At 36.4% G+C, this 20,001-nt stretch carries 21 protein-coding genes and 1 riboswitch; of the genes, 7 read left to right on the forward strand and 14 right to left on the reverse strand.

Annotated elements, in window-relative coordinates; genetic code table 11:
• Positions 1–67: 67 nt before the first annotated feature.
• Entirely contained in the window at positions 68–1,255 is a 1,188-nt protein-coding gene (locus OTK00_RS10370) for an iron-containing alcohol dehydrogenase (protein WP_045168894.1), read from the reverse strand.
• A gap of 158 nt (positions 1,256–1,413) precedes the next feature.
• On the opposite strand from OTK00_RS10370, the gene OTK00_RS10375 reads away from it, so the two are divergent.
• The 4 genes from OTK00_RS10375 to OTK00_RS10390 all read left to right on the forward strand — a co-directional run bounded on the left by OTK00_RS10375 (position 1,414) and on the right by OTK00_RS10390 (position 3,302).
• On the forward strand, positions 1,414–1,803 hold the full coding sequence (locus tag OTK00_RS10375; protein ID WP_045168892.1) for a winged helix-turn-helix transcriptional regulator: 390 nt from the start codon (positions 1,414–1,416) through the stop codon (positions 1,801–1,803).
• A 63-nt stretch (positions 1,804–1,866) separates the two neighbouring features.
• A complete protein-coding gene (locus OTK00_RS10380; protein ID WP_045168891.1) occupies positions 1,867–2,223 on the forward strand; it encodes a gamma-glutamylcyclotransferase family protein in 357 nt (118 codons plus the stop codon).
• Positions 2,224–2,346: 123 nt separating this feature from the next.
• On the forward strand, positions 2,347–3,054 hold the full coding sequence (locus tag OTK00_RS10385; protein ID WP_045168890.1) for an SDR family NAD(P)-dependent oxidoreductase: 708 nt from the start codon (positions 2,347–2,349) through the stop codon (positions 3,052–3,054).
• Positions 3,055–3,080: 26 nt separating this feature from the next.
• On the forward strand, positions 3,081–3,302 hold the full coding sequence (locus OTK00_RS10390) for a YetF domain-containing protein (RefSeq protein WP_241765451.1): 222 nt from the start codon (positions 3,081–3,083) through the stop codon (positions 3,300–3,302).
• A 31-nt stretch (positions 3,303–3,333) separates the two neighbouring features.
• Here OTK00_RS10390 and OTK00_RS10395 read toward each other — a convergent pair whose 3' ends face one another.
• Positions 3,334–3,744: a PIN domain-containing protein gene (locus OTK00_RS10395; RefSeq protein ID WP_045168889.1), complete on the reverse strand. Its 411-nt coding sequence runs from the start codon at positions 3,742–3,744 to the stop codon at positions 3,334–3,336.
• Positions 3,725–4,012 (reverse strand): AbrB/MazE/SpoVT family DNA-binding domain-containing protein, encoded by a 288-nt coding sequence (locus tag OTK00_RS10400; RefSeq protein WP_045168888.1) that lies wholly within the window; start codon positions 4,010–4,012, stop codon positions 3,725–3,727. Before OTK00_RS10400 ends, OTK00_RS10395 begins: the two co-directional genes overlap by 20 nt.
• Positions 4,013–4,207: 195 nt before the next feature.
• Here OTK00_RS10400 and OTK00_RS10405 point away from each other — a divergent pair, with 195 nt between their 5' ends.
• Positions 4,208–4,786, forward strand: coding sequence for a hypothetical protein (locus OTK00_RS10405; RefSeq protein WP_045168887.1), 579 nt, complete (start codon positions 4,208–4,210; stop codon positions 4,784–4,786).
• A 51-nt stretch (positions 4,787–4,837) separates the two neighbouring features.
• On the opposite strand, the gene cysS is transcribed toward OTK00_RS10405, so the two are convergent.
• The 11 genes from cysS to OTK00_RS10460 all read right to left on the reverse strand — a co-directional run bounded on the left by cysS (position 4,838) and on the right by OTK00_RS10460 (position 18,250).
• A complete protein-coding gene (gene cysS / locus OTK00_RS10410; RefSeq protein WP_045168886.1) occupies positions 4,838–6,235 on the reverse strand; it encodes a cysteine--tRNA ligase in 1,398 nt (465 codons plus the stop codon).
• On the reverse strand, positions 6,192–6,896 hold the full coding sequence (epsC, locus tag OTK00_RS10415; RefSeq protein ID WP_045168885.1) for a serine O-acetyltransferase EpsC: 705 nt from the start codon (positions 6,894–6,896) through the stop codon (positions 6,192–6,194). The genes cysS and epsC overlap by 44 nt, the downstream gene beginning before the upstream one ends.
• Before the next feature lie 44 nt (positions 6,897–6,940).
• The gene (gltX, locus tag OTK00_RS10420) at positions 6,941–8,398 is read right to left on the reverse strand and encodes a glutamate--tRNA ligase (protein WP_045168884.1); all 1,458 of its coding nucleotides are present in this window, start codon (positions 8,396–8,398) and stop codon (positions 6,941–6,943) included.
• A gap of 772 nt (positions 8,399–9,170) precedes the next feature.
• Positions 9,171–10,778, reverse strand: a complete 1,608-nt coding sequence (locus OTK00_RS10425) for an Ig-like domain-containing protein (RefSeq protein WP_052670841.1) — start codon at positions 10,776–10,778, stop codon at positions 9,171–9,173.
• 106 nt (positions 10,779–10,884) lie between these two features.
• Entirely contained in the window at positions 10,885–11,031 is a 147-nt protein-coding gene (locus OTK00_RS10430; protein ID WP_272480961.1) for a hypothetical protein, read from the reverse strand.
• Positions 11,032–11,112: 81 nt separating this feature from the next.
• Entirely contained in the window at positions 11,113–11,514 is a 402-nt protein-coding gene (locus OTK00_RS10435; protein WP_241765526.1) for a DUF6062 family protein, read from the reverse strand.
• 82 nt (positions 11,515–11,596) lie between these two features.
• Positions 11,597–11,675, reverse strand: a riboswitch (Fluoride riboswitch).
• A 60-nt stretch (positions 11,676–11,735) separates the two neighbouring features.
• Positions 11,736–13,790 (reverse strand): endo-1,4-beta-xylanase, encoded by a 2,055-nt coding sequence (locus OTK00_RS10440; protein ID WP_052670839.1) that lies wholly within the window; start codon positions 13,788–13,790, stop codon positions 11,736–11,738.
• 28 nt (positions 13,791–13,818) lie between these two features.
• Positions 13,819–15,018, reverse strand: a complete 1,200-nt coding sequence (locus tag OTK00_RS10445) for an ROK family transcriptional regulator (protein WP_045168883.1) — start codon at positions 15,016–15,018, stop codon at positions 13,819–13,821.
• A gap of 87 nt (positions 15,019–15,105) precedes the next feature.
• Positions 15,106–15,933: a carbohydrate ABC transporter permease gene (locus OTK00_RS10450; RefSeq protein WP_045168882.1), complete on the reverse strand. Its 828-nt coding sequence runs from the start codon at positions 15,931–15,933 to the stop codon at positions 15,106–15,108.
• Between the two features lie 32 nt (positions 15,934–15,965).
• Positions 15,966–16,856, reverse strand: a complete 891-nt coding sequence (locus OTK00_RS10455) for a carbohydrate ABC transporter permease (RefSeq protein WP_045168881.1) — start codon at positions 16,854–16,856, stop codon at positions 15,966–15,968.
• 122 nt (positions 16,857–16,978) lie between these two features.
• On the reverse strand, positions 16,979–18,250 hold the full coding sequence (locus OTK00_RS10460; protein WP_408612660.1) for an extracellular solute-binding protein: 1,272 nt from the start codon (positions 18,248–18,250) through the stop codon (positions 16,979–16,981).
• Positions 18,251–18,589: 339 nt separating this feature from the next.
• Here OTK00_RS10460 and OTK00_RS10465 point away from each other — a divergent pair, with 339 nt between their 5' ends.
• Positions 18,590–19,255, forward strand: coding sequence for a hypothetical protein (locus OTK00_RS10465; RefSeq protein WP_045168879.1), 666 nt, complete (start codon positions 18,590–18,592; stop codon positions 19,253–19,255).
• Between the two features lie 10 nt (positions 19,256–19,265).
• A complete protein-coding gene (locus OTK00_RS10470; protein WP_045168878.1) occupies positions 19,266–19,970 on the forward strand; it encodes an endonuclease III domain-containing protein in 705 nt (234 codons plus the stop codon).
• Positions 19,971–20,001 lie beyond the last annotated feature (31 nt).

Consider the following 20,001-nt stretch of genomic DNA (forward strand, 5'->3'; position numbering starts at 1 on the left):
CCAGCTGCACTCGCACAGGCCGGCTATGTCCTTTTTAATTTTTTCTGCCTGATTTATGTCCTTATTTTTATTTATAAGCCTTTTTCATAATTTCCACTGTATCTTCAAAAGAAAGCTTATACGGGTCAACCTCAAAAAGCCCGCCCATTGTCTTTATCGCATTGTCAGCAAGTTTTTCTATCTCATCCTCTTTAATTCCATAGTCAGACATCTTCAAATTTCCAACACCACAATCTTCCTGTAGCTTTTTCATTGCCCTGATAAATGCAAATGGTCTTTCATCCTCAGGCAAACTTTCAACATCAACACCCATAGCTTTAGCAAGCTGAATGTACCTTTGAGGCACCTTTGATGCAAAGAACGTATGATAAGCCTCGGATAGCATTATAAGCCCTGCACCATGCGGCAAATCCGGGTGAAAAGCAGAAAGAGCATGCTCCATTGAATGTTCTGATGTGCAGCTGGAAGTTGATTCCACAAAGCCAGATAGAGTGTTTGCCAGAGCGACATACGTCCTTGCCTCAAGATTGCTGCCATCTTTGACGCAAATCGGAAGATACTTTGCAATAAGCTCAACACTCTTGAGCGCAAATGCATCGCTTATTGGTGTTGCAATCTTTGCAATATACCCTTCAACTGCATGGAAGAAGGCATCAAACCCCTGGTATGCGGTAAGATGGGGTGGCACACTCAGCATAAGCTCCGGGTCAACCACAGAAAGTGTTGGGAATGTATACTGATTGCCATAGCCTATTTTCTCATTTGTCTCTTCGTTTGTTATAACAGTCCACGGGTCAGCTTCTGTTCCTGTGCCTGCCGTTGTTGTTATTGCAACAATTGGAAGTGCACCGTTTTCTGGTAACTTCCCTTTGCCTGTCCCGCCCACAATATAGTCCCAGTAATCGCCATCGTGCTTAGCCATCAGAGCAATGCTCTTTGCAGAATCTATACTGCTTCCACCACCAAGCCCAATCACAAAGTCGCATCCCTCTTCCTTTGCTAATTTTGCACCTTCCATAACATGTTTTTTTATAGGATTGGGCAAAATTTTGTCAAACACAACATAGTCAATCCCTTTTTCTTTCAGTATAGAAGTTAGCCTGTCCAAGTATCCATGCTTTTTCATGGATGTACCTGCCGATATGACAATCAAAGCCTTTTTACCCGGCATTTTTTCGTCTTTGAGCCTGTTTAAAGACCCCGGTCCAAAGAGGATTTTTGTGGGTATAAAATAGTTAAACACCAAATTATCCATTGCTTTTATCCCTCCAAAAATAAAAAATTTCAAAAATTTAAAAACTCAAAATAAAAATACCTTTTAAGTTTAGTATAATATTCTCGTCAACGTTTACAAGAGTGCACTTTTTGGATATAAAGTATCATAGATGATACCAAAGGGAGGTGTTTTTTGATATGGCTCAAAAGCAGAAGGTCAAAGAAGCAACATGTGAAATAGAAGTTGCATTTGAGGTAATAGGCGGAAAATGGAAACCACTTATTCTGTGGTATTTAGGTGAGTATGGAACACTGAGGTTTGCCCAGCTGCAACACTTAATCCCTGATATTACCCACAGAATTCTGACAAAGCAGCTTCGGGAACTTGAAGAGCATGGCTTGATTTTGCGCAAAGTATATCCCGAGGTGCCTGTAAAGGTGGAATATAGCCTTACTGAAAAAGGAAAAGAGGTTTTGCCAATCCTTGATATGATGTGCGACTGGGCTGATAAGTATGACTATTTTGGATACAAATTGAAATACTGCCTCTGCAATGAGGATTCCTGCAACATTGCTCAGGATGATTGATTAAACAAAAATGAAAGTTGACCGGAAAATTTTAAATATAAAAAAAGGGAGAAATGATTTAAGGTGTATCTTTTCGTCTATGGTAGTCTTCTTTCCCACAACAGCCACAACTTTTTATTAAATGGCTGTAAACTCATAGGAAAAGCAATTTTGGATGGCTTTGGGCTCTACAAGGTAAGCTGGTACCCTGCAATAGTGCCAAAAGAGAACTCAAAGGTGCTCGGTGAGGTTTACCAGATTGACATAAGCACCTTAAAAAAGATAGATGAATTTGAAGATGAAGGTGAGCTTTACAGGAGAAAAGAGGTTGAGGTTGTGCTTGAAAATGGCAACACTTTGAAAGCCTTCACCTATGTATATTTGCTTGAGGTTAATGAGGATAACTACATTCCTCTTGAGAATCAGCCGTGGAAGGAGTAAAGCTTCAAATTTTTAATTTTTTATTAATAGATGTGATTGGACTTTTTACAAAAGATGATATAATAAAACTGAAGGCTGGTGTTTAATTCTTAAAAAATTTTTTTAAAAGGAGAGAATGTTTTTATGAAGGTAATAGTAACAGGGACAAATAAAGGACTTGGTTTATGTCTTGTAAAAAAGTTTGTGCAAATGGGACACATTGTAATTGCCGGGTTTTATGAAAAAGACGATATTGGCAAACTGCAGGAATTCGTGAATTCCAAAAATTATAATGGTGAAGTCTTCTTGGTATCCATGGACGTTTCAGACGAAAAATCGGTTTCACAGGCTGTTGGTATTATTAAAGAAAAATACGGTCAAATAGATGCTGTTATTCACAATGCTGGTGTACTTTTCCCATCCGACAGGAACTCAGACATCCTTAACACTGATATTGATATTTTAAGAAAAACATTAGAAGTAAATACAATTGGAACAGTAATAGTTATGAAACATACTTACGATATTGTTAGAAAAGATGGCAAAGGAATCATGATTTTCATAACATCTGATGCTGCTTCAATAACCAATACTGGCAGCAATTTCCCTGCCTATTCCATCTCAAAAGCAGCTGCTAACAAAGCTGTTATAATTTTGAAAAGAACTATTGGTGATGCTTGCAGAGTTTACGCTATGCATCCTGGCTGGATGAAAACAGACATGGGTGGCGAAGGTGCGCAAATTGACCCTATGGAATCTGCCCAGGGTATTTATGACATAATAGCAGGCAACGTAAAGATAGACAAAGATGTGTGGTATATAAATTACAAAGGTGAACAGATGATGGTATAGTGAGATTAATAGAAGGTGAACCCCTGTTGCTGATTTATAATGGGAAAATTAATATTGAGAATCTTTCCAAAGCTAAAATTACAAGGGACGAATTACTTGAAGCTATAAGAGAACATGGTGCCCTGTCAATTGAAGAAGTTGAACTTGGGGTTCTTGAAATGGATGGTAATATAAGTATTATTACTAAGCAGTCAAAAGATGAGTATGTAAAAAAGAAAATACCATTGAGGATAAAGCAAAGAGAATGAAAAATTTAACCTGTTCTTAAAATTCTTAACTCTAAGCCATATCTACAATTTTAACATTAAGTCTTGAAAAATGCTTTTTATCAAAAGTGAATATCCTGTTGTTCCCTGACTTTGCCATGTGATTGGAAAGATATGCATCAATGAAATCAACATTGCTTTCCTTATAATTTTTGAGTGCAAAAAGAACAACATCCTCTTCTTCCACTTCAATACCATCTGAGCATATGAATGAACTGAGAATATCAGCTATTTTATCTTTTGGTATCTTATAAAACGACTCAAGAGTCCATACAACCTCTGCGATTGTAATTGGGGCAACAAGCAGTTTTAATTTTCCTTGCTCGGCTTTGAGCATAATCTTCTTAGCTTTCTGAAAAAACTCCTCGTGGTCATGCAAAAGATATCTCAAAATTATATTTGCATCAATCCATATTTTTTCCATTATGCTGTGTCCCCTTTACTCTTTTGCTTACCCAGATTTCCTTTGTAGCCTCAGCTTCATGTTCCAAATCTGTAAATACGACTGATGACTTTAGAGCACCCCCAAGGTCTGATAGTTTTCGCTTTTTTATAACTTCAACTACAACCTTGCCATCGTCCTGCACGGTGAAAAGCACACTGTCCCCTATCTCTCCCCCCATAATCCTTCTTATCTCAGCTGGCAACTGTACTTGTCCCCTCCCAGTAATTTTCGACGTTGCACGTATCATACAAAACACCTCATTAAAAATTATTCTAAGCTTATTATAATTCATGAAATCTAAAATTTCAATGATGCAATTCAATGTTCATTAAATCTCTTTTAAATAACACTATTCTTTACTTAGCTATATTTACCTCTAAACATATTTAATGTATAATATTGGAGTAAGTAATATGGAGTCTATTTTGGAGGTATCATAGAAGTGAAAAAAAGGAAAATTCTTTCTTTAATTTTAGTTATCTTTTCAATAAGTTGTGTAATATTCATTTTTATCGGCACAAAAAGTATTCAAAAATTGAACATTGAGAAAGAAAACATAAAAAAAACAGTCACGGGAGCTCTAAAGATAAATCAATTAATTATCTTTCCTGCTGAATATACAAAATCACCAGATATTAAAATTCCTGATGAAATTGTTGATAAAAAACTTAAAGAAGTTGAACAAGTATGTGAAAAATACCTGAGCAAAAAATCCGGCTGGTTTGCAAACAGGTTGAAGGTGTATCAGGAAGCAGTACTTTCTGAAGCATACCCTTCAGATATAAGAGCTGTTGATCTTAAAATATCCGATATAAAATTTTTGAAAATAAAAGTCAAAGGCAAAAAAGCAGCAGTTGTAGTTGACATATTTGGTGAGTATATGTCTGTAATGAAGGAAAGGTTTATTGCTCACAACTTTACAAAAGTGGGTGAAAGGCATTATTTCAATTTGGAAAAAGAAAATGGTGAGTGGAAGATCACTTCAGAAACTTTTAATTTTCTTCCCGGATATGAGCCATAAAATCAAGCAAGGGGCCTGTCACATACAAAGTGAACAGCCCCTTTTGTTCGTTTATTTTACCCTCTCAACCTTTGTCCCCTGCGGTGTGTCCAAAACTATATAGCCCAAGCTTTTTAGCTCATCTCTTATCCTGTCTGCCTCAAGAAAGTTTTTGGCTTTTCTTGCCTCATTTCGCTTTTCAACAAGTTCTAAAATCTCAGGTGGAATTTCATCCTTTTTCTCTTCATACTGCTCTAAGATTCCCAAAATGCTGCAAAGCTCTTTTAAAATGTCTTTTGCAAAAATAAGCACTTCTTTTGAACATGTATTTGCGTGTGTATTGATTTCCCTTACCATCTCAAAAAGATACCCGGTTGCCTCGGCAGTGTTGAGGTCATCTTCCATTGCCTCTATAAACCTTGCCTTAAGAATTTCCAAGGAAGCTTGAAGTTCTTTGTCGCTGCTGTCTGACATTGTTCCATTTTTGATCAGGTTCTCAAGGTTTTCATAACATGTGTAGATTCTCTTCAAGGCACTTTCTGCCTGCTGAATCAAATCAATAGAAAAGTTCAGAGGCTTTCTGTAATGAGCCTGGAGCATAAAAAGCCTCAGTGCCTCTGGATGGTACTTTTCAATGATTTCTCTTACAGTAAAGAAGTTCCCCAGCGACTTTGACATCTTTTCATTGTTTATGTTCACATACCCGTTGTGAAGCCAGAAACGTGCAAATGGTTTTCCTGTTGCTGCCTCACTTTGGGCAATCTCATTTTCATGATGAGGAAAGATCAAATCCTGCCCGCCTGCGTGAATGTCTATAGTCTCACCAAGGTATTTCATTGCCATAACAGAACACTCTATATGCCAGCCGGGTCTGCCCTCGCCCCAGGGTGAGATCCAAGCCGGCTCACCTTGTTTTTTTGCCTTCCACAGAGCAAAGTCAAGCGGGTCCTCTTTCTTCTCGCCCGGGTCAACACGCGCACCGGCTATCAGCTCTTCAATGTTCTTGTGAGAAAGCTTTCCGTACTCTGCAAATTTTCTTGTTCTAAAATACACATCTCCATCAACAACATATGCATATCCTCTGTCTAAAAGCCTTTGAATAAGGTTTATCATATCTTCAATCTCTTCTGTTGCTCTTGGATTTCTGGTTGCGCGCCTTACATTTAGCCTGTCTGCGTCTTTATAATACTCGTTTATAAACCTTTCAGCAAGCTCAAAAACGGTTATCCCCTCTTTGTTTGCCCTGTTTATCATCTTGTCTTCAATATCAGTAAAGTTCTGGATGTACAAAACCTCATAGCCTTTGTACTCAAAATATCTCCTCAGCGTGTCAAACACGATCAAAGGTCTTGCATTGCCAATGTGAATAAAGTCATACACCGTCGGTCCACACACATACATCTTCACTTTGCCTTGCTCCAAGGGTTCAAATTCCTCTTTTGTCATTGTCAGAGTGTTGTAAAGCTTCATACTCCATTAATCTCCTTTCATACTCGGCAAGTTTTTTCTCTAAGGCTTCTATTTTTGCTTCGAGCCTGCAAATCTGCATTGCAAGCGGGTCGGGAAATCCCACCTGGTCAAGCTGCTCTTCAACAGATGGTTTTTCCTTTTTTTCTTTTCTGACAACCCTTCCCGGCACACCAACAACAGTTGAGTTGTCTTCAACCTCACGAAGAACAACTGCATTTGCACCAATTTTTGTATTGTCCCCCACCTTAAAAGGTCCCAAAACCTTTGCACCAGCACCAATTAAGACATTGTTGCCAATTGTAGGATGGCGTTTGCCCTTTTCCTTACCTGTCCCCCCCAGTGTGACACCCTGATAAATCAGCACATCATCGCCAATCTCAGCTGTCTCACCAATAACAACACCCATGCCATGGTCGATAAATACACGCCTGCCAATTTTTGCACCTGGGTGTATTTCAATTCCTGTTTTGTGCCGTGCCCGCTGAGAAATCCAGCGGGCAATAAAGTACATCCTTCTTTGATAAAACCAGTGAGCAATCCTGTGATAAATTATTGCCCAAAGGCTGGGGTACAAAAGGGTCTCAAGCCTGCTTTTGCAAGCAGGGTCTTTTTCCATAATTACATCCATCTCTTCTTTTATCATCCTGATGAATCTAAACATACTCTTTCTTAACTCCTTCTAAAAAGGCTCAAAATAAATCTAATCTAATTATACCACGTTTTGAAGAATTCCAATCGTTTTAGTATGTTTTCTTTGCCCAGAATTTCTATTATTTCAACAAGCTCAGGGCCGTGGGTTTTACCTGTCAGTGCAACTCTTATCGGCATGAACAAATTTTTGCCTTTATACCCTGTTTCTTTTTGTATCTCTTTGAAAAGAGCTTTGATGGTATCAACCGTCAACTCCCCGGCTTCTTTTATTTTACTTTCAAAGACGTCAATCAAATGCTTTACATGCTCCCACTTCAAGACCTCTTTTGCATCATTATCTTCTATTTTAACTTCATTGTTAAAAAAGATATCAACTTTATCTTTAATCTGCGCAAGATAATCAAGCCCTTCATACACAGATTTTACAATCTTTTTCAGCCACTCAAACTTTTCTTTTGCCTCAGTTTCTTTGATATACCCCGCCTCAACAAGGTAGGGGATACTAAGCATTGTTAGTTCATCCAGGGATTTTTGCTTTATATGCTGAGAGTTTATATAGTTTAGTTTGTCAAGGTCAAATATTGCAGGGTTTTTTGAAACCCTCTCAAGTGAAAAGTTTTCAATAAGATACTGCATGTCAAATATCTCTATATTCTCTTCCGGCGACCAGCCAAGAAGAGCAAGAAAGTTTATAAGTCCTTCTTTCAAATACCCCTTCTCTCTGTACTGCTCAACCCAGGTTGAACCATGGCGCTTGGACATCTTTGTTCTGTCTTTTCCCAAAATCAAAGATACATGTGCAAACTGCGGCAGATCAAACCCGAGTGCGTTGTAAATTAAAATCTGGCGCGGTGTGTTTGAAAGATGCTCTTCACCCCTTATAACATGCGAAATCTTCATCAAATGGTCATCTATAACAACCGCAAAGTTATATGTTGGAATTCCATCAGACTTGACAATCACAAAATCGCCAATGTCATCGCTTAAAAACTCAACATCACCCCTTACCAGATCATGAACAACTATTTTCACACCTTCTAGCACTTTGAAACGAACAGCTGGTTTTCTACCCTCTGCCTCGAGTTTTCTCTTTTCTGCATCTGTAAGATTCCTGCACTTTCCGGTGTATCTTGGCATTTTTCCCTGACTTAGAAGCTGCTGTCGCTGATATTCCAGCTCTTCTTCTGTGCAGTAGCAATGATATGCGTATCCTTTCTCAAATAGAATGTCAACATACTTTTTGTAGATATCTACTCTTTCTGTTGAGCGGTATGGTCCATATGGACCGCCCACTTCAACGCCTTCGTCCCATTCAATCCCAAGCCATCTTAAACTCTCCAAAATAACCTTTTCGGACTCAATAGACGATCTTTCCAAGTCTGTGTCTTCTATCCTTACTATAAACTTTCCGCCGTGTTTTTTTGCAAAAAGGTAATTAAACAGAGCTGTTCTTGCACCGCCAATGTGAAGGTGCCCTGTTGGACTTGGCGCAAATCTTGTTCTTACTTCCACTTTGTTCAGTCCCCTCTTTTGAATTTTATGAGTTATTTTCTATCTTAACAAGTCATTTATTTTACCTTGGAATGTGAATTAAAAACATCTTCTCTTTTTTAAAGTATAAACTTTGAAAAATCTGTAGTCAATCAAAAAATAAAAGAGGTGAATATTAGAAAAGGCTCAGGAGAAGATACTTTAGCCCCATAAATGGTAACGTATAAATTTACAATAAACTTTAATAACTGAATACTGTGAAGAAAGCATGAAAAGCTGCCTCATTTTATTACCTTCTCAGAAAATTTGCGTGTCTGATAGTAAACTACTGCGTACCTGCAACAAACTCAACAATTATGTAACATGCTTTTACCTCATCAGCTGTGTAGTTGATGTAAATGTTTTAATAGTAATTTTTTCTTTTATTCTCTATTATTGTAAATACCTTTCTACACTTTTGATATTACTTTTCCCTACCTGTGCTCAAAAAAAATAATTCTCAGTACTTAACTGATTTTGGGAAGCATCTGGTAAAACTTTTGTAACCCCCCTCATAATTAGTTAGGTCAATTTGTTCAAAAAAATCGCTCTAAAAGCATTTTAGAAGGTTTGGAGCTAAAATTAATAACATAGGTTGCTCGTCTTAAATTGCGATAAGCAAAAACTAATGTAGGGAATGTCCTCACAATAAAATAAAAAAAGGCCATATAAGGCCTAAATTTAAATTAAGCATCTGACATTTATTTTGATAAGCTACTATATCCACACTATTAAAACCCTAATCTTAAAATTATTATTTCACTACAACTTTACAAGTTGCTTTATAGCCACCATCTACTGTCCTAACTGTTATTGTTGCTGTTCCTTTATCTAATGCTGTTAAGTTTCCATTAGAATCAACTTTTACAACCTTTGAATTACTTGATGTCCATGTTACTCCTCTGTTTGTTGCATTACTTGGAATAACTGTTGCAATTAGTTTATCTTTTGCTCCTTCTTTGAGTGTTATATTTGTTTTATTTAGTTTTACTCCATTCACTTTTATTACTTTTATTTGTTTTGATATTTTCACTATTATTGCATCCCTATCACCTTTGTTTAACCCTGCCATGTCTCCATCATTAGAATATGAATACCCTACTGCTATATATCCTCCGTCTGGTGTTATTGCTACTTCATTGAAATAATCACCACTGCTTCCACCAAAACTTTTCTTCCATTCCATTTTTCCTTCTATGTTATATTTTACTATCATTGCATCACTATCACCTTTATTTAACCCTGTCATATCTCCACCATCAGACGTTGAAAACCCTACTGCTGTACATCCTCTATCTGGTGTTACTGCTACTCCACAAAAATAATCCACCTTACTTCCACCAAAACCCTTCTTCCATTTTATATTTCCTTTTGAATCATATCTCACTATTATTGCGTCAAAATCATCTTTATTTAACCCTACCATATCTCCATCGGCAGAATTAGAGCTCCCCACTGCTATACATCCCCCATCTGGTGTTACTGATACTCCAAAAAAATAATCCACCTTACTTCCACCAAAACTTTTCTTCCATTTTATTTTCCCTTCTTTGTTATATTTTACTATTATTGCATCGATATCACCTTTACTTAAACCTGCCATATCTCTATCGTTAGATTCTGAATATCCTACCGCTATACATCCTCCATCTGGTGTTACTGCTACTTCATTAAAAAAATCTCTGTTACTTCCACCAAAACTCTTCTTCCATTCTAATTTTCCTTCTTTGTTATATTTTACTATTATTGCGTCACTATCACCTTTACTTAACCCTAACATATCTTCATCATCAGACGCTGAAAATCCTACTGCTATACATCCTCCATCTGGCGTTATTGCTACTCCAAAGAATTGATCCAAACTATCTCCACCAAAACTCTTCTTCCATTTTATATTTCCCTTCGAATCATATTTCACTACTATTGCGTCAAAATCATCTTTATTTAACCCTGCCATATCTCCATCGGAAGAGCTTGAAGCCCCCACTGCTATACATCCTCCATCTGGTGTTACTGCTACTCCTTCAAATTTATCTAACCCACTTCCACCAAAACCCTTCTTCCATTTTATATTTCCTTTTGAATCATATCTCACTATTATTGCGTCAAAATCACCTTTATTTAACCCTGCCATATCTCTATCGGCAGAATTAGAGCTCCCTACTGCTATACATCCCCCATCTGGTGTTACTGATACTCCAAAAAACTGATCCCACTTTTTCCCACCAAAACTTTTATAAACTACGGCAATTCCATTATTTGTCTGTGCTTTAACCCTCATTATTGGTGTTGCAAATATTAGTTGGAATAAAAATAGTGTTAAAATAAAAAATGAAATTAAGCGTAAATTTTTAGGTTTCATATTAACCCTCCTTTTTGCTTTGTTGTATTATGTTAGAAGATTAAGCTTACTTATACTTCCCATTAACTTCTATATTATAGCTTGTTAATAAAGATGTCAATATTTATCATTTTATCAATACCTTTATTAATATCTCAAAAAACTCTTGATAAGTGTAGTTATTTTTAATAGCTTTCTTCATCCTTAAATTAAAACTTTTTATTATTCCAGATAATTTCAAAGCCTTCAGCTTCTCCTTCTGTAGTTTTTTCATACTTTCCATTCTACACTACAGAAAGTTTCATTTTAAGTAGCTAATGGGGATTTTTCAATTTCATTTCTGATAATTTTATTATTAACACTTAGCAAATGCAGATTTAAATTGAGGTGAAGTGGCAAAAAAGTAGGAAAACGCTCTTGTGTAGGTGTCTTCAAAGCTCTGTTCTTTTTCACAAAAGACGCAGATATTTTGTCCTTGAGCTTTCTTTTTGCGAGGCAATATCTCAATATGGTGGTTGTTTTTAAAACTTCTAAGCAAATCCGAATATATAATGGCATGGGCAAGCACATCTCCAAACGACTCCAACTTTCTTGCATGCCCTGGACAAATTCCACCCTTTCTTATTCTGTCACGTAAGCTGTAGTCGTTTACTGATTCATACAGAAAATCATCAAAAAACTTATCCATTGCCCTGTTTTTAAGATGGCATACAATGCACCTGTCTTCTTTGAAGTTTTCTATCATCTCAAAATACACTATGTCCAAGGTCAATCCCCCCCAGAGTACTCAAAAATAAGAGCTTATTAAAAGCAAAAAACTCCTGCCCGCATCTTTTTAAATACGGACAGGAGTTATCAGCCACAAGCCATTTTCTATTGCCGTGGCATTTTTAGGCGAACTCCATCGCCTCTATATTCACTTTTTTCTTTCAATTTTATTATATGAAGTTTTGATATTTTAGTCAATAATTAGTTTTATTACTCTTTTGGGACAACTGATGGGTCAATCAAGCTCCAGAACGCAAACTTTGGCTGGTAGTCTTTGTCGAACAAAAGTGGCATATCTCCCCGTAGCCATGAGTAATCATCCTTCAGTCCCCAGAATGTAACACTTGTAACTACATTTCTGTACTTTTTCAAAACGTCAAAAATTGCTTTTAATTTTTGTGCCTGCTGAACCAAAAGATAGCGATTGTATGCATCATCATCGGTCATGTTTTTAGCAATACTTATATCAATTTCTGTGAAGTGTATTTCAAGTCCTGGAATCCTGCTAAATAATTTGACAGTCTCCTCAATTTCACTCACATCCGGCCAGTCAAGTGAAATATGGCACTGAAGCCCAACACCATGAACTGGCACACCTTTTGCTTTTAAATTTTTAATTAGTTTGTATATAAATTCTCTCTTGTATGGGTCTTCTGTACTGTAGTCATTGTAGAAAAGCTTTGCTTTCGGGTCTGCTTCATGCGCCCAGATAAATGCCTTTTCAATGTACTCCGGTCCCAAGATATTGTACCAGTCACTTCTTCTATACCCATCCGGCTGATTCTCATCAATCGCCTCATTCACAACGTCCCATGCATATACTTTCCCCTTATACCTGCCAACAACTATCTGGATATGCTTCTTTAGCCTATCCAATAGTATTTTCTTGTCCTTCTCACTGTTAGTAAGTTTTTCGCCTGTTTCAGGATTTGTAAAGAACCAGCTCGGGGTTTGCTGATGCCAAACAAGGGTGTGCCCTCGCAGCGAGATATTGTTCTTTTTGCAAAAATCTACATACTCATCTGCAATGCTAAAGCTAAAACCACCTTCATAGGGCTGAAGGCTCTCTGGTTTCATTTCGTTCTCCGGTGTTATGCTGTTGAAATGCCTTTTTATCACTTCCACATCAACTGGATTTGTCAGAGCCCTGTAGGGCACAGCAACTCCAATCTTGAAATAGTTTTTGTACTTTTCACAAAGTGATGGCAGATTATAATCAGGCACAGGCTGCCCCCAATTTTCATCTGAGATTGAATAAAGGTCCAAATAATAGGAGATTGCAGCAGCTGGCTTTACAAAAAAGCTAACATCTTTTGCAGAAAACCTGGTGTCAAGATCAAGAGTTGCAAAAAGCTGCGTCCACTTTTTGGGTGCAACATTCTGTTTTGCCAAAACAATCTCTTTTGTCGATTTTCCATCGTTTAGCTTTATGCCTGCTGAAAAATTAACAGGCTTTGAACTGTCCTGGTAAACAAGCAGTGAAAAATCATATGTCCCTCCCTTTTGCAGCAGGCCCTTTATTGGAAAGAGAATCTTCCCATTCTTGGTCTTTTGAGATGGCTGAACTTTGAGACTGTAAGCGCTGCTGTAAGCTCTATCCTTTGCAAGTGTTATTTTGCAGTTTTTATCTTCAGGCAAAAAACCGCCAGTATTTTTGTTTTCGAAATTCTCCTGTTTGAGAACATAAGCATTTTCCAAGTCCTTTATTGTAAACAGGTCAATGTAAAATGAGTCGCTTTTGCTTGTTGGCATGTTAACAATCAAATTGATCCTCTTTGCCTTTTTATAATTTGAAGCCTGAACTTTTGCACTCACCTTTGTCCATATGTTTGGCAAAAGCACCTTTTCAGCAGCAATAACCTGATTTTTATCATTTGAATCTAAAATTTCTAAGGTTACAGAAATTCTTTGAAGTTTTTTTGTGGTTTGTAAAACATAAAAAGAAACTTCATACTCTCTTGAGAAGTCTAAAAACTTTGTAATATCAACTATAACTCCGTCATTTGCATTTTTTCTTCCTGCTACCAGAACCGAAAACGTCCCCTCTGCACAAGTAGAATTTGTAACCTTTAATACAACATTGGATGGATATTTTGCAAGTGGAGAGACACTTTTGTTTTCAAAATTGTATTCAATGTATTTACTTTTGGAAGCCAATTGGTTTGCAGATGAATAAGTTATAAATTTCAATGATACTATGGCGTTTATTAAAAACAGCATGGCAAGAATAAAAACCAGCTTCCGACTTTTCAGGCTTCTCATCATCAAATAAACACTCCTTTTAAAACTTTTCTTATACATAATCAGGGAATGCAAGCATATCAGAAATCACCATTGCAACACATCCCAGTACACAGGCTCTGTCTTTTAGCTTTGAAACTTCAACTCTTACATGATGGTACTGGGTTATAAATGCTCTTTTATATACAATTCTTCTCAGCTCTTCTAAAAACAAATCACCCATAAATGATGCTTTATTGCCTATTACAACTATATCAGGATTAAATATATTGACCAAATTGGCAATACCTATACCAAGCTTATTAGCAATATCTGTGATAGCATTCATAGCTACTCTGCTTCTTTGCAAGGCAGACTGGATTATATAACCTGCATCCATCTCTTCAACCGTATCCCTGTTTATATATTCATCTTCTACTCCACTTTCCACAAGTGTCTTTATAAGACTCAAAAGAGCCCTTTCTGATGCAAAGTTCTCTAAGCACCCGACATTACCACAGCTGCATACATCATCGTTAAAATCAATTGTCATATGTCCAACTTCTCCAGCAAACCCCTTTGCACCTCTGTAAACCTCTTCACCAATTACAATCCCGGCACCAATACCTATGCCAACACTTACATATAAAAGGTGGGAAACATCTCCCCATCCACCAAACCATTTTTCGCCCAAAGCACCTGCGTTTGCTTCATTGTCTATATATACTGGAAGCCCAAACCTGCTTTCAACCATCCTTTTCAAAGGTACATCCTGCCATTTCAAATTTGGTGCTAAAAGCACAGTTCCGGAGTTTTTTTCAACAATACCTGGAACTCCTATCCCTATTCCAAGTATTCCCTTTTGTGTTGGTGGAGCAGCTTTTATTGCTTCTTCAATTATCATAAAAAGGCTTTCCAGAATCTTTTCCTGTTTTTCACCAAGTTTGATAGCCATATTTCTTTCCCAGATAATCTCACCAATAAAATTTGTCAAAATCAAATGAATATAGTTAACACCAAGGTCAATCCCTATGATGAGCCCCACATTTTTGTTAACTTCAAGTAAGACCGGCCTTCTTCCACCTTTTGAATGCCCGTATCCTTTTTCTATCACAAATCCCTCTTTTATGAGCTCATCAGTAAGATTTGATACAGTTGCTTTATTTAAATCTACAAGTCTTGAAATTTTAGCTCTCGAAATTGTTCTATGATCCAATATTGTTTTTAAAATCAACAGCTTGTTGATTTGCTTAATTAATGCGTGATTTCCCATCTTCCCTTTATCCTTTATTCTAATTGTTGTTTGAAAAATATTATAATGTAAAATCCTCAAACAATGAAATACCCTCAAACCACTGGTTTAACCCTTAACAGCTCCTGCCATCATACCCTTTATAATCTTGTCCTGACCAAAGATGTATGCAATTAGCATTGGCAAAAGTGATAACGTCAAAAATGCCATTATGGCAGGAATGTCAGAGCCGTATCTTGCCTGAAAGTCCCAAATGCCAAGCGGTAAAGTTCTTCTTGTCGGTGAACTTGTCAAAACAAGTGCAAACACAAATTCATTCCAGAGATATGTTCCATTGTAAATACCAACAGTTATCAAAGCTGGTGCTGATAAGGGTAATAAAATATCAGAATATAACCTGAACATTGAACAACCGTCTATTTTAGCAGCTTCTTCGAGTTCAAGAGGTATTTCACGCATAAACTCGGTTAATATAAAAATTGACATTGGTAAACTGAGTGCAACATATGGACCAATCAAAGCAAATACCGTATCGTAAAGCTTAATCTTGTTTGTTAATACATAAATTGGTATTAAAGTTACATGAATAGGTATTGCCATGCCTGCAATTATAAGCGAATACAGTAGATTGTTAAGAGCAAACTTAAACCTGGAAAAAGCAAAAGCAGCCATTGAAGATATTATTAAAATCAGAACAACCGATATAGAGACCGCTATTACACTGTTTTTTAAATAAGTAAAAAAATTACCCTCCAACACGGTTGAAAAATTCTCTATAGTTGGTTGTCTTGGTATTTGCCATGTGTTGCCAGATAAAAGTTCTGACTGTGTTTTAAATGAAGTAAACAGCATAAACAAAAATGGAACATCTGCAATTAATGTCCATACTGCCAGAAATATAAAATACCATTTTTTTGTCTCCTTTATGAAATTCATTGAATTTCTAACCCCCTTACAGAATGCAAAAGCTATTCTTCCTTGCGTCTTGTTACAAAATAAGCAAATATGCCGGCAGTTGTAATTATAAGAAACATGGCAGATGCTATAGTGCTTCCATATCCCATCTTGAATGACGCGAAAGCATTTTTGTACATATATGTAGCCATTAATTCTGTTGCATTTGAAGGACCGCCTTCTGTCATAACGTAAATCAAATCAAAATATTTTAATGAACCAATTAGAGACAAAATACAGGCCGTTTTTATGGAAGGTGTTAAAAGAGGAAGTTCTATTCTCCAGAAATACTGTTGCTGTGTTGCACCATCTATCTTTGCAGCCTCATAGAGTTCCTGAGGTATATTTGACAGAGCTGCTATGAAAAATATCATATAAAAAGGTATATATTGCCAGCATATAACAGCAACCACTGAATAAAAAGCTACATTGGGATCGCCAAGCCAATCTTGATTCAAAGAATCAAGATGCAAAAAACTGAGTATTCCACTTATAAGTCCAAAATTTGGGTCATAAATATACTTGAACAGCACACCAATAGCAACAGATGACATTAGCATTGGAAGATAAAAAAGAGATTTAAACGCGTCAAATCTTTTGCCACCTCTATCAAGTAAAACAGCAATCAGTATCGCAATTGGCATTTCAATTATAATTGACAAAAATATAAACTTTATGTTATTGCCAAAAGCATGCCAAAATATGCTGTCCACCAAAAGATCCTTCCAGTTCTTCAGCCCCAGATACAACTTCTGAGGTGATACCCCATCCCATTCATACAAACTCAAATCAAAAGACATTATTATCGGCCATATGATGTATATACCAATCAGTATCAAAGCAGGAGCCAAAAACAACGCAAGCCCTAAATTTTGTAGCAGTTTTGCAGATTTATCTCTTTGCAACTCTCTCTTTCCCCCTTCTGATGCAAATTCTCATTATAAAAAGTGAATTGGTATTAGCCACAGCAAACTTTCGGCCAATACCAATCCACATTATTTTTAGCTTGGCTAAGTTAAATTTTTAATTATTTCTTAAAATAATCCTTCGCAGCCTTCTCCATCTTTTCAGCAGCAGCTTTTGGCGTAATTGTTAAACCAAAGAGAGATTGTACAATGTCTTTGTGTGTTTCTGCAAGTTGTGGTGGTAAATACTGATCCCACCAGAGCTGAATAGTTTTTGCTTTGGTTACTATATTGTATACTTTTTGAAGCATAGGATCAGTGAACTTCAAACCTTTTACAGGTGGAATTTGACCGTAATCAATTCTTTCCTTTACAGCCTGATCATCAATCAAGTACTGAATCATGTTGAATGCCTCTTTTGGATATTTGCAAGATGTTGTAACAGCATAGTAGTTAGACGATGCCATACCTACCAGGCTTGTTGGATCACCTTTGCCACCTTTAATATTCGGGAACGGGAAGAAGTCAAGTTTTTTCTCATAGAATTCCTTCTTTTCAGCTTTAACTATTGGTATTTGCCATGTTCCCATAAGCTCCATTGCAGCTTTGCCTGTATACAAAAGCATTCTTGATTGTCCTGTGTCCCAGTCAAGACCATTAAATCCTTTCGGGAATGCTCCCATCTTAACAAGTTCCTGAAGCATCTCTCCTGCTTTTATGAATGGCTGGTCAGCAAAGCTTCCACCTGTTCTTTCAGCTGCCTTTTCAAATGCAGAAGCTCCGCCCAATTTATTTACAAGATTCCAATACCAGAAACAGCCCGGCCATTTTGTTTTGTTTGCAAGTGTGATAGGAATTATTCCTTTGGATTTCAATGTTTTTACAATATTCAGAAATTCATCATATGTTGTTGGAACTTTCAAATTGTATTTCTTGAATATCTCTTTGTTGTACCATACAAGTGAAACACCAGCACCTTCAACCGGCACTGCCCAAATCTTTTTGTTGTAAGTAATTGGGCCGAAGGCAGCCTCAACAAACCTGTTTTTGTAGTTGTTTTCATTCATATAAGCTGTAATATCCTTTACTTTGCCTGCTCTAACATATTCGAAGAAAGGACCGCCACCCCATGTGACAAATACGTCAGGTGCCTGATTGGACCCCATCGCAATTTTTAACTTTGTTTTGAAAGAGTCATTCTGAAGAGGTACAACCTCTACTTTAAAATCCGGATGCGCTTTCAAAAATCTGTTCACCTGATTCTGGATCATCTTCTTTCCAACTTCGTCGGTTGTAATGTGCCAGAATACGATCTTCTTGGTAGCACCCGAAGCACTGTATGCCCTGTCAGAATAAATCACCACAGAAGCTAAACAAAAGCTCAAAACAGAGATCAAACTTAACAACAGCGCAACGCTTCTTTTGAGACCTTTCACAAAAATCACTCCTTCTTAGTTTGTTTATTAAATAAACTAATTATATTAATTCTCTAATTTTTTTATTTTTCCTTCTCGACTTTTTATCAAAATTGCATATTTTGTATATAAAACTACAGTTTTTGATTATAAAAACTGTGCAATATTGTTTATATAACATGCTGATTTTTAAAGAATTTGTTTGTAGTATTTAACAAATATTTTCAAAGTATTTTTTGATTTAATTTGCTGATTTTTCTGAGAAGATGCTTTATAATTTAATTAAGTATATTTCATAGAAGCAGAGGTTTTTGAAGAATGAATAAAACAATTGTCAAATTGTTTACAGTCCTGGCTTTCTTGCTTGTTCCAATGTATATCATCTGGTCAATATTGAATAATTCACAGAAGCCTGAAAATTCAAATTCTTCAAATATTCAAAGGCAGTATTATATTACATCTGCAAAGAAAGAAGACACTCAAAACAGCAGCGCACAATCCAATAGCTCATATTCAGCTGTATACAATATAACTTACCTTGAAAAAGTCACAGATGCTATATATGTTGTAAATGGCAAAAATAACGATGGAAGTTCTTCAACAAAGATTTATTACAAAAACAGGGTATCACCTTCTGAAATGAAATATTATAATCCTGTTATAAAATTTATAAAAAGCCAAATACTTCAGTCAAATATTTTTGAGCCGGGTCTTTATGATATCTATATCCAGAAGATTGATTTGGGTTCAAAATACATAAACGCTGCTGTTATGTTTTATTCTGCCAATCAGATTGCAAAAGCCAAAAACTCTTCTTCCATAGAAGGTGAAATGATAGTCATAACCATTTACGTTGACAGGAGTAAATCTCCAGAAGAGTATTCGTTGCTCTCAATAATAAAAGGTGATCATTCAAACGACTTTTTCAACGTATTTTTAAAATCTGTTTATAAATTCAGCATCATAAAGAAAGGAGAAGAGTAAAACTACACACATGAGTTTCAATAGCGGTTCTTTTTGCTCAAAAGATGAAAATTTCTCTTATAAACTTTATAATATCTTTCAAAAACTATTTGAATTCTGGGGACCTCAAAACTGGTGGCCAGCAGAGACAAAGTTCGAAATGGTGGTGGGTGCAATTTTAGCCCAAAGTACTTCATGGAGTTCGGTTGAAAAAGCCATTTTGAATCTTAAAAAAGCCAATGCTTTGACAATTGAAGGGATTTTGCAAACTCCCGATGAAGTTTTGGCAAATCTTATAAGACCAGCTGGCTATTACAACCAGAAAGCCAGACGATTAAAAGATTTTTGTAATTTTTTGAAAAACGAGTTTGACTCTGATTTGAATAAACTCTTCAGCCTTGACATTTTTGAACTTAGAAAAAAACTTCTTTCACAAAAAGGCATAGGATTTGAAACTGCTGACAGCATAATACTCTACGGAGCACAAAAGCCCATTTTTGTTGTTGATGCGTACACAAAAAGGCTTTTTTACAGACTTGGTTTGATTGAAAGTGAAAAGATTGAGTACAACCAGCTACAATCTATTTTTATGGAAAATTTAGAACCTCGAACATCTTTATTCAATGAATTTCATGCACTTATCGTAAAACACTGTAAAGAGATCTGCAGGAATAAAAAACCCGAATGCAAAAAGTGCTGTTTAAACGAAATGTGTGGGGCTGGAACTTATAAATAAAAGTCCCAGCCTCTTTTATAAAACAGTATAT

Source organism: Caldicellulosiruptor morganii, assembly GCF_026810225.1.
GTDB lineage: Bacteria > Bacillota > Thermoanaerobacteria > Caldicellulosiruptorales > Caldicellulosiruptoraceae > Caldicellulosiruptor > Caldicellulosiruptor morganii.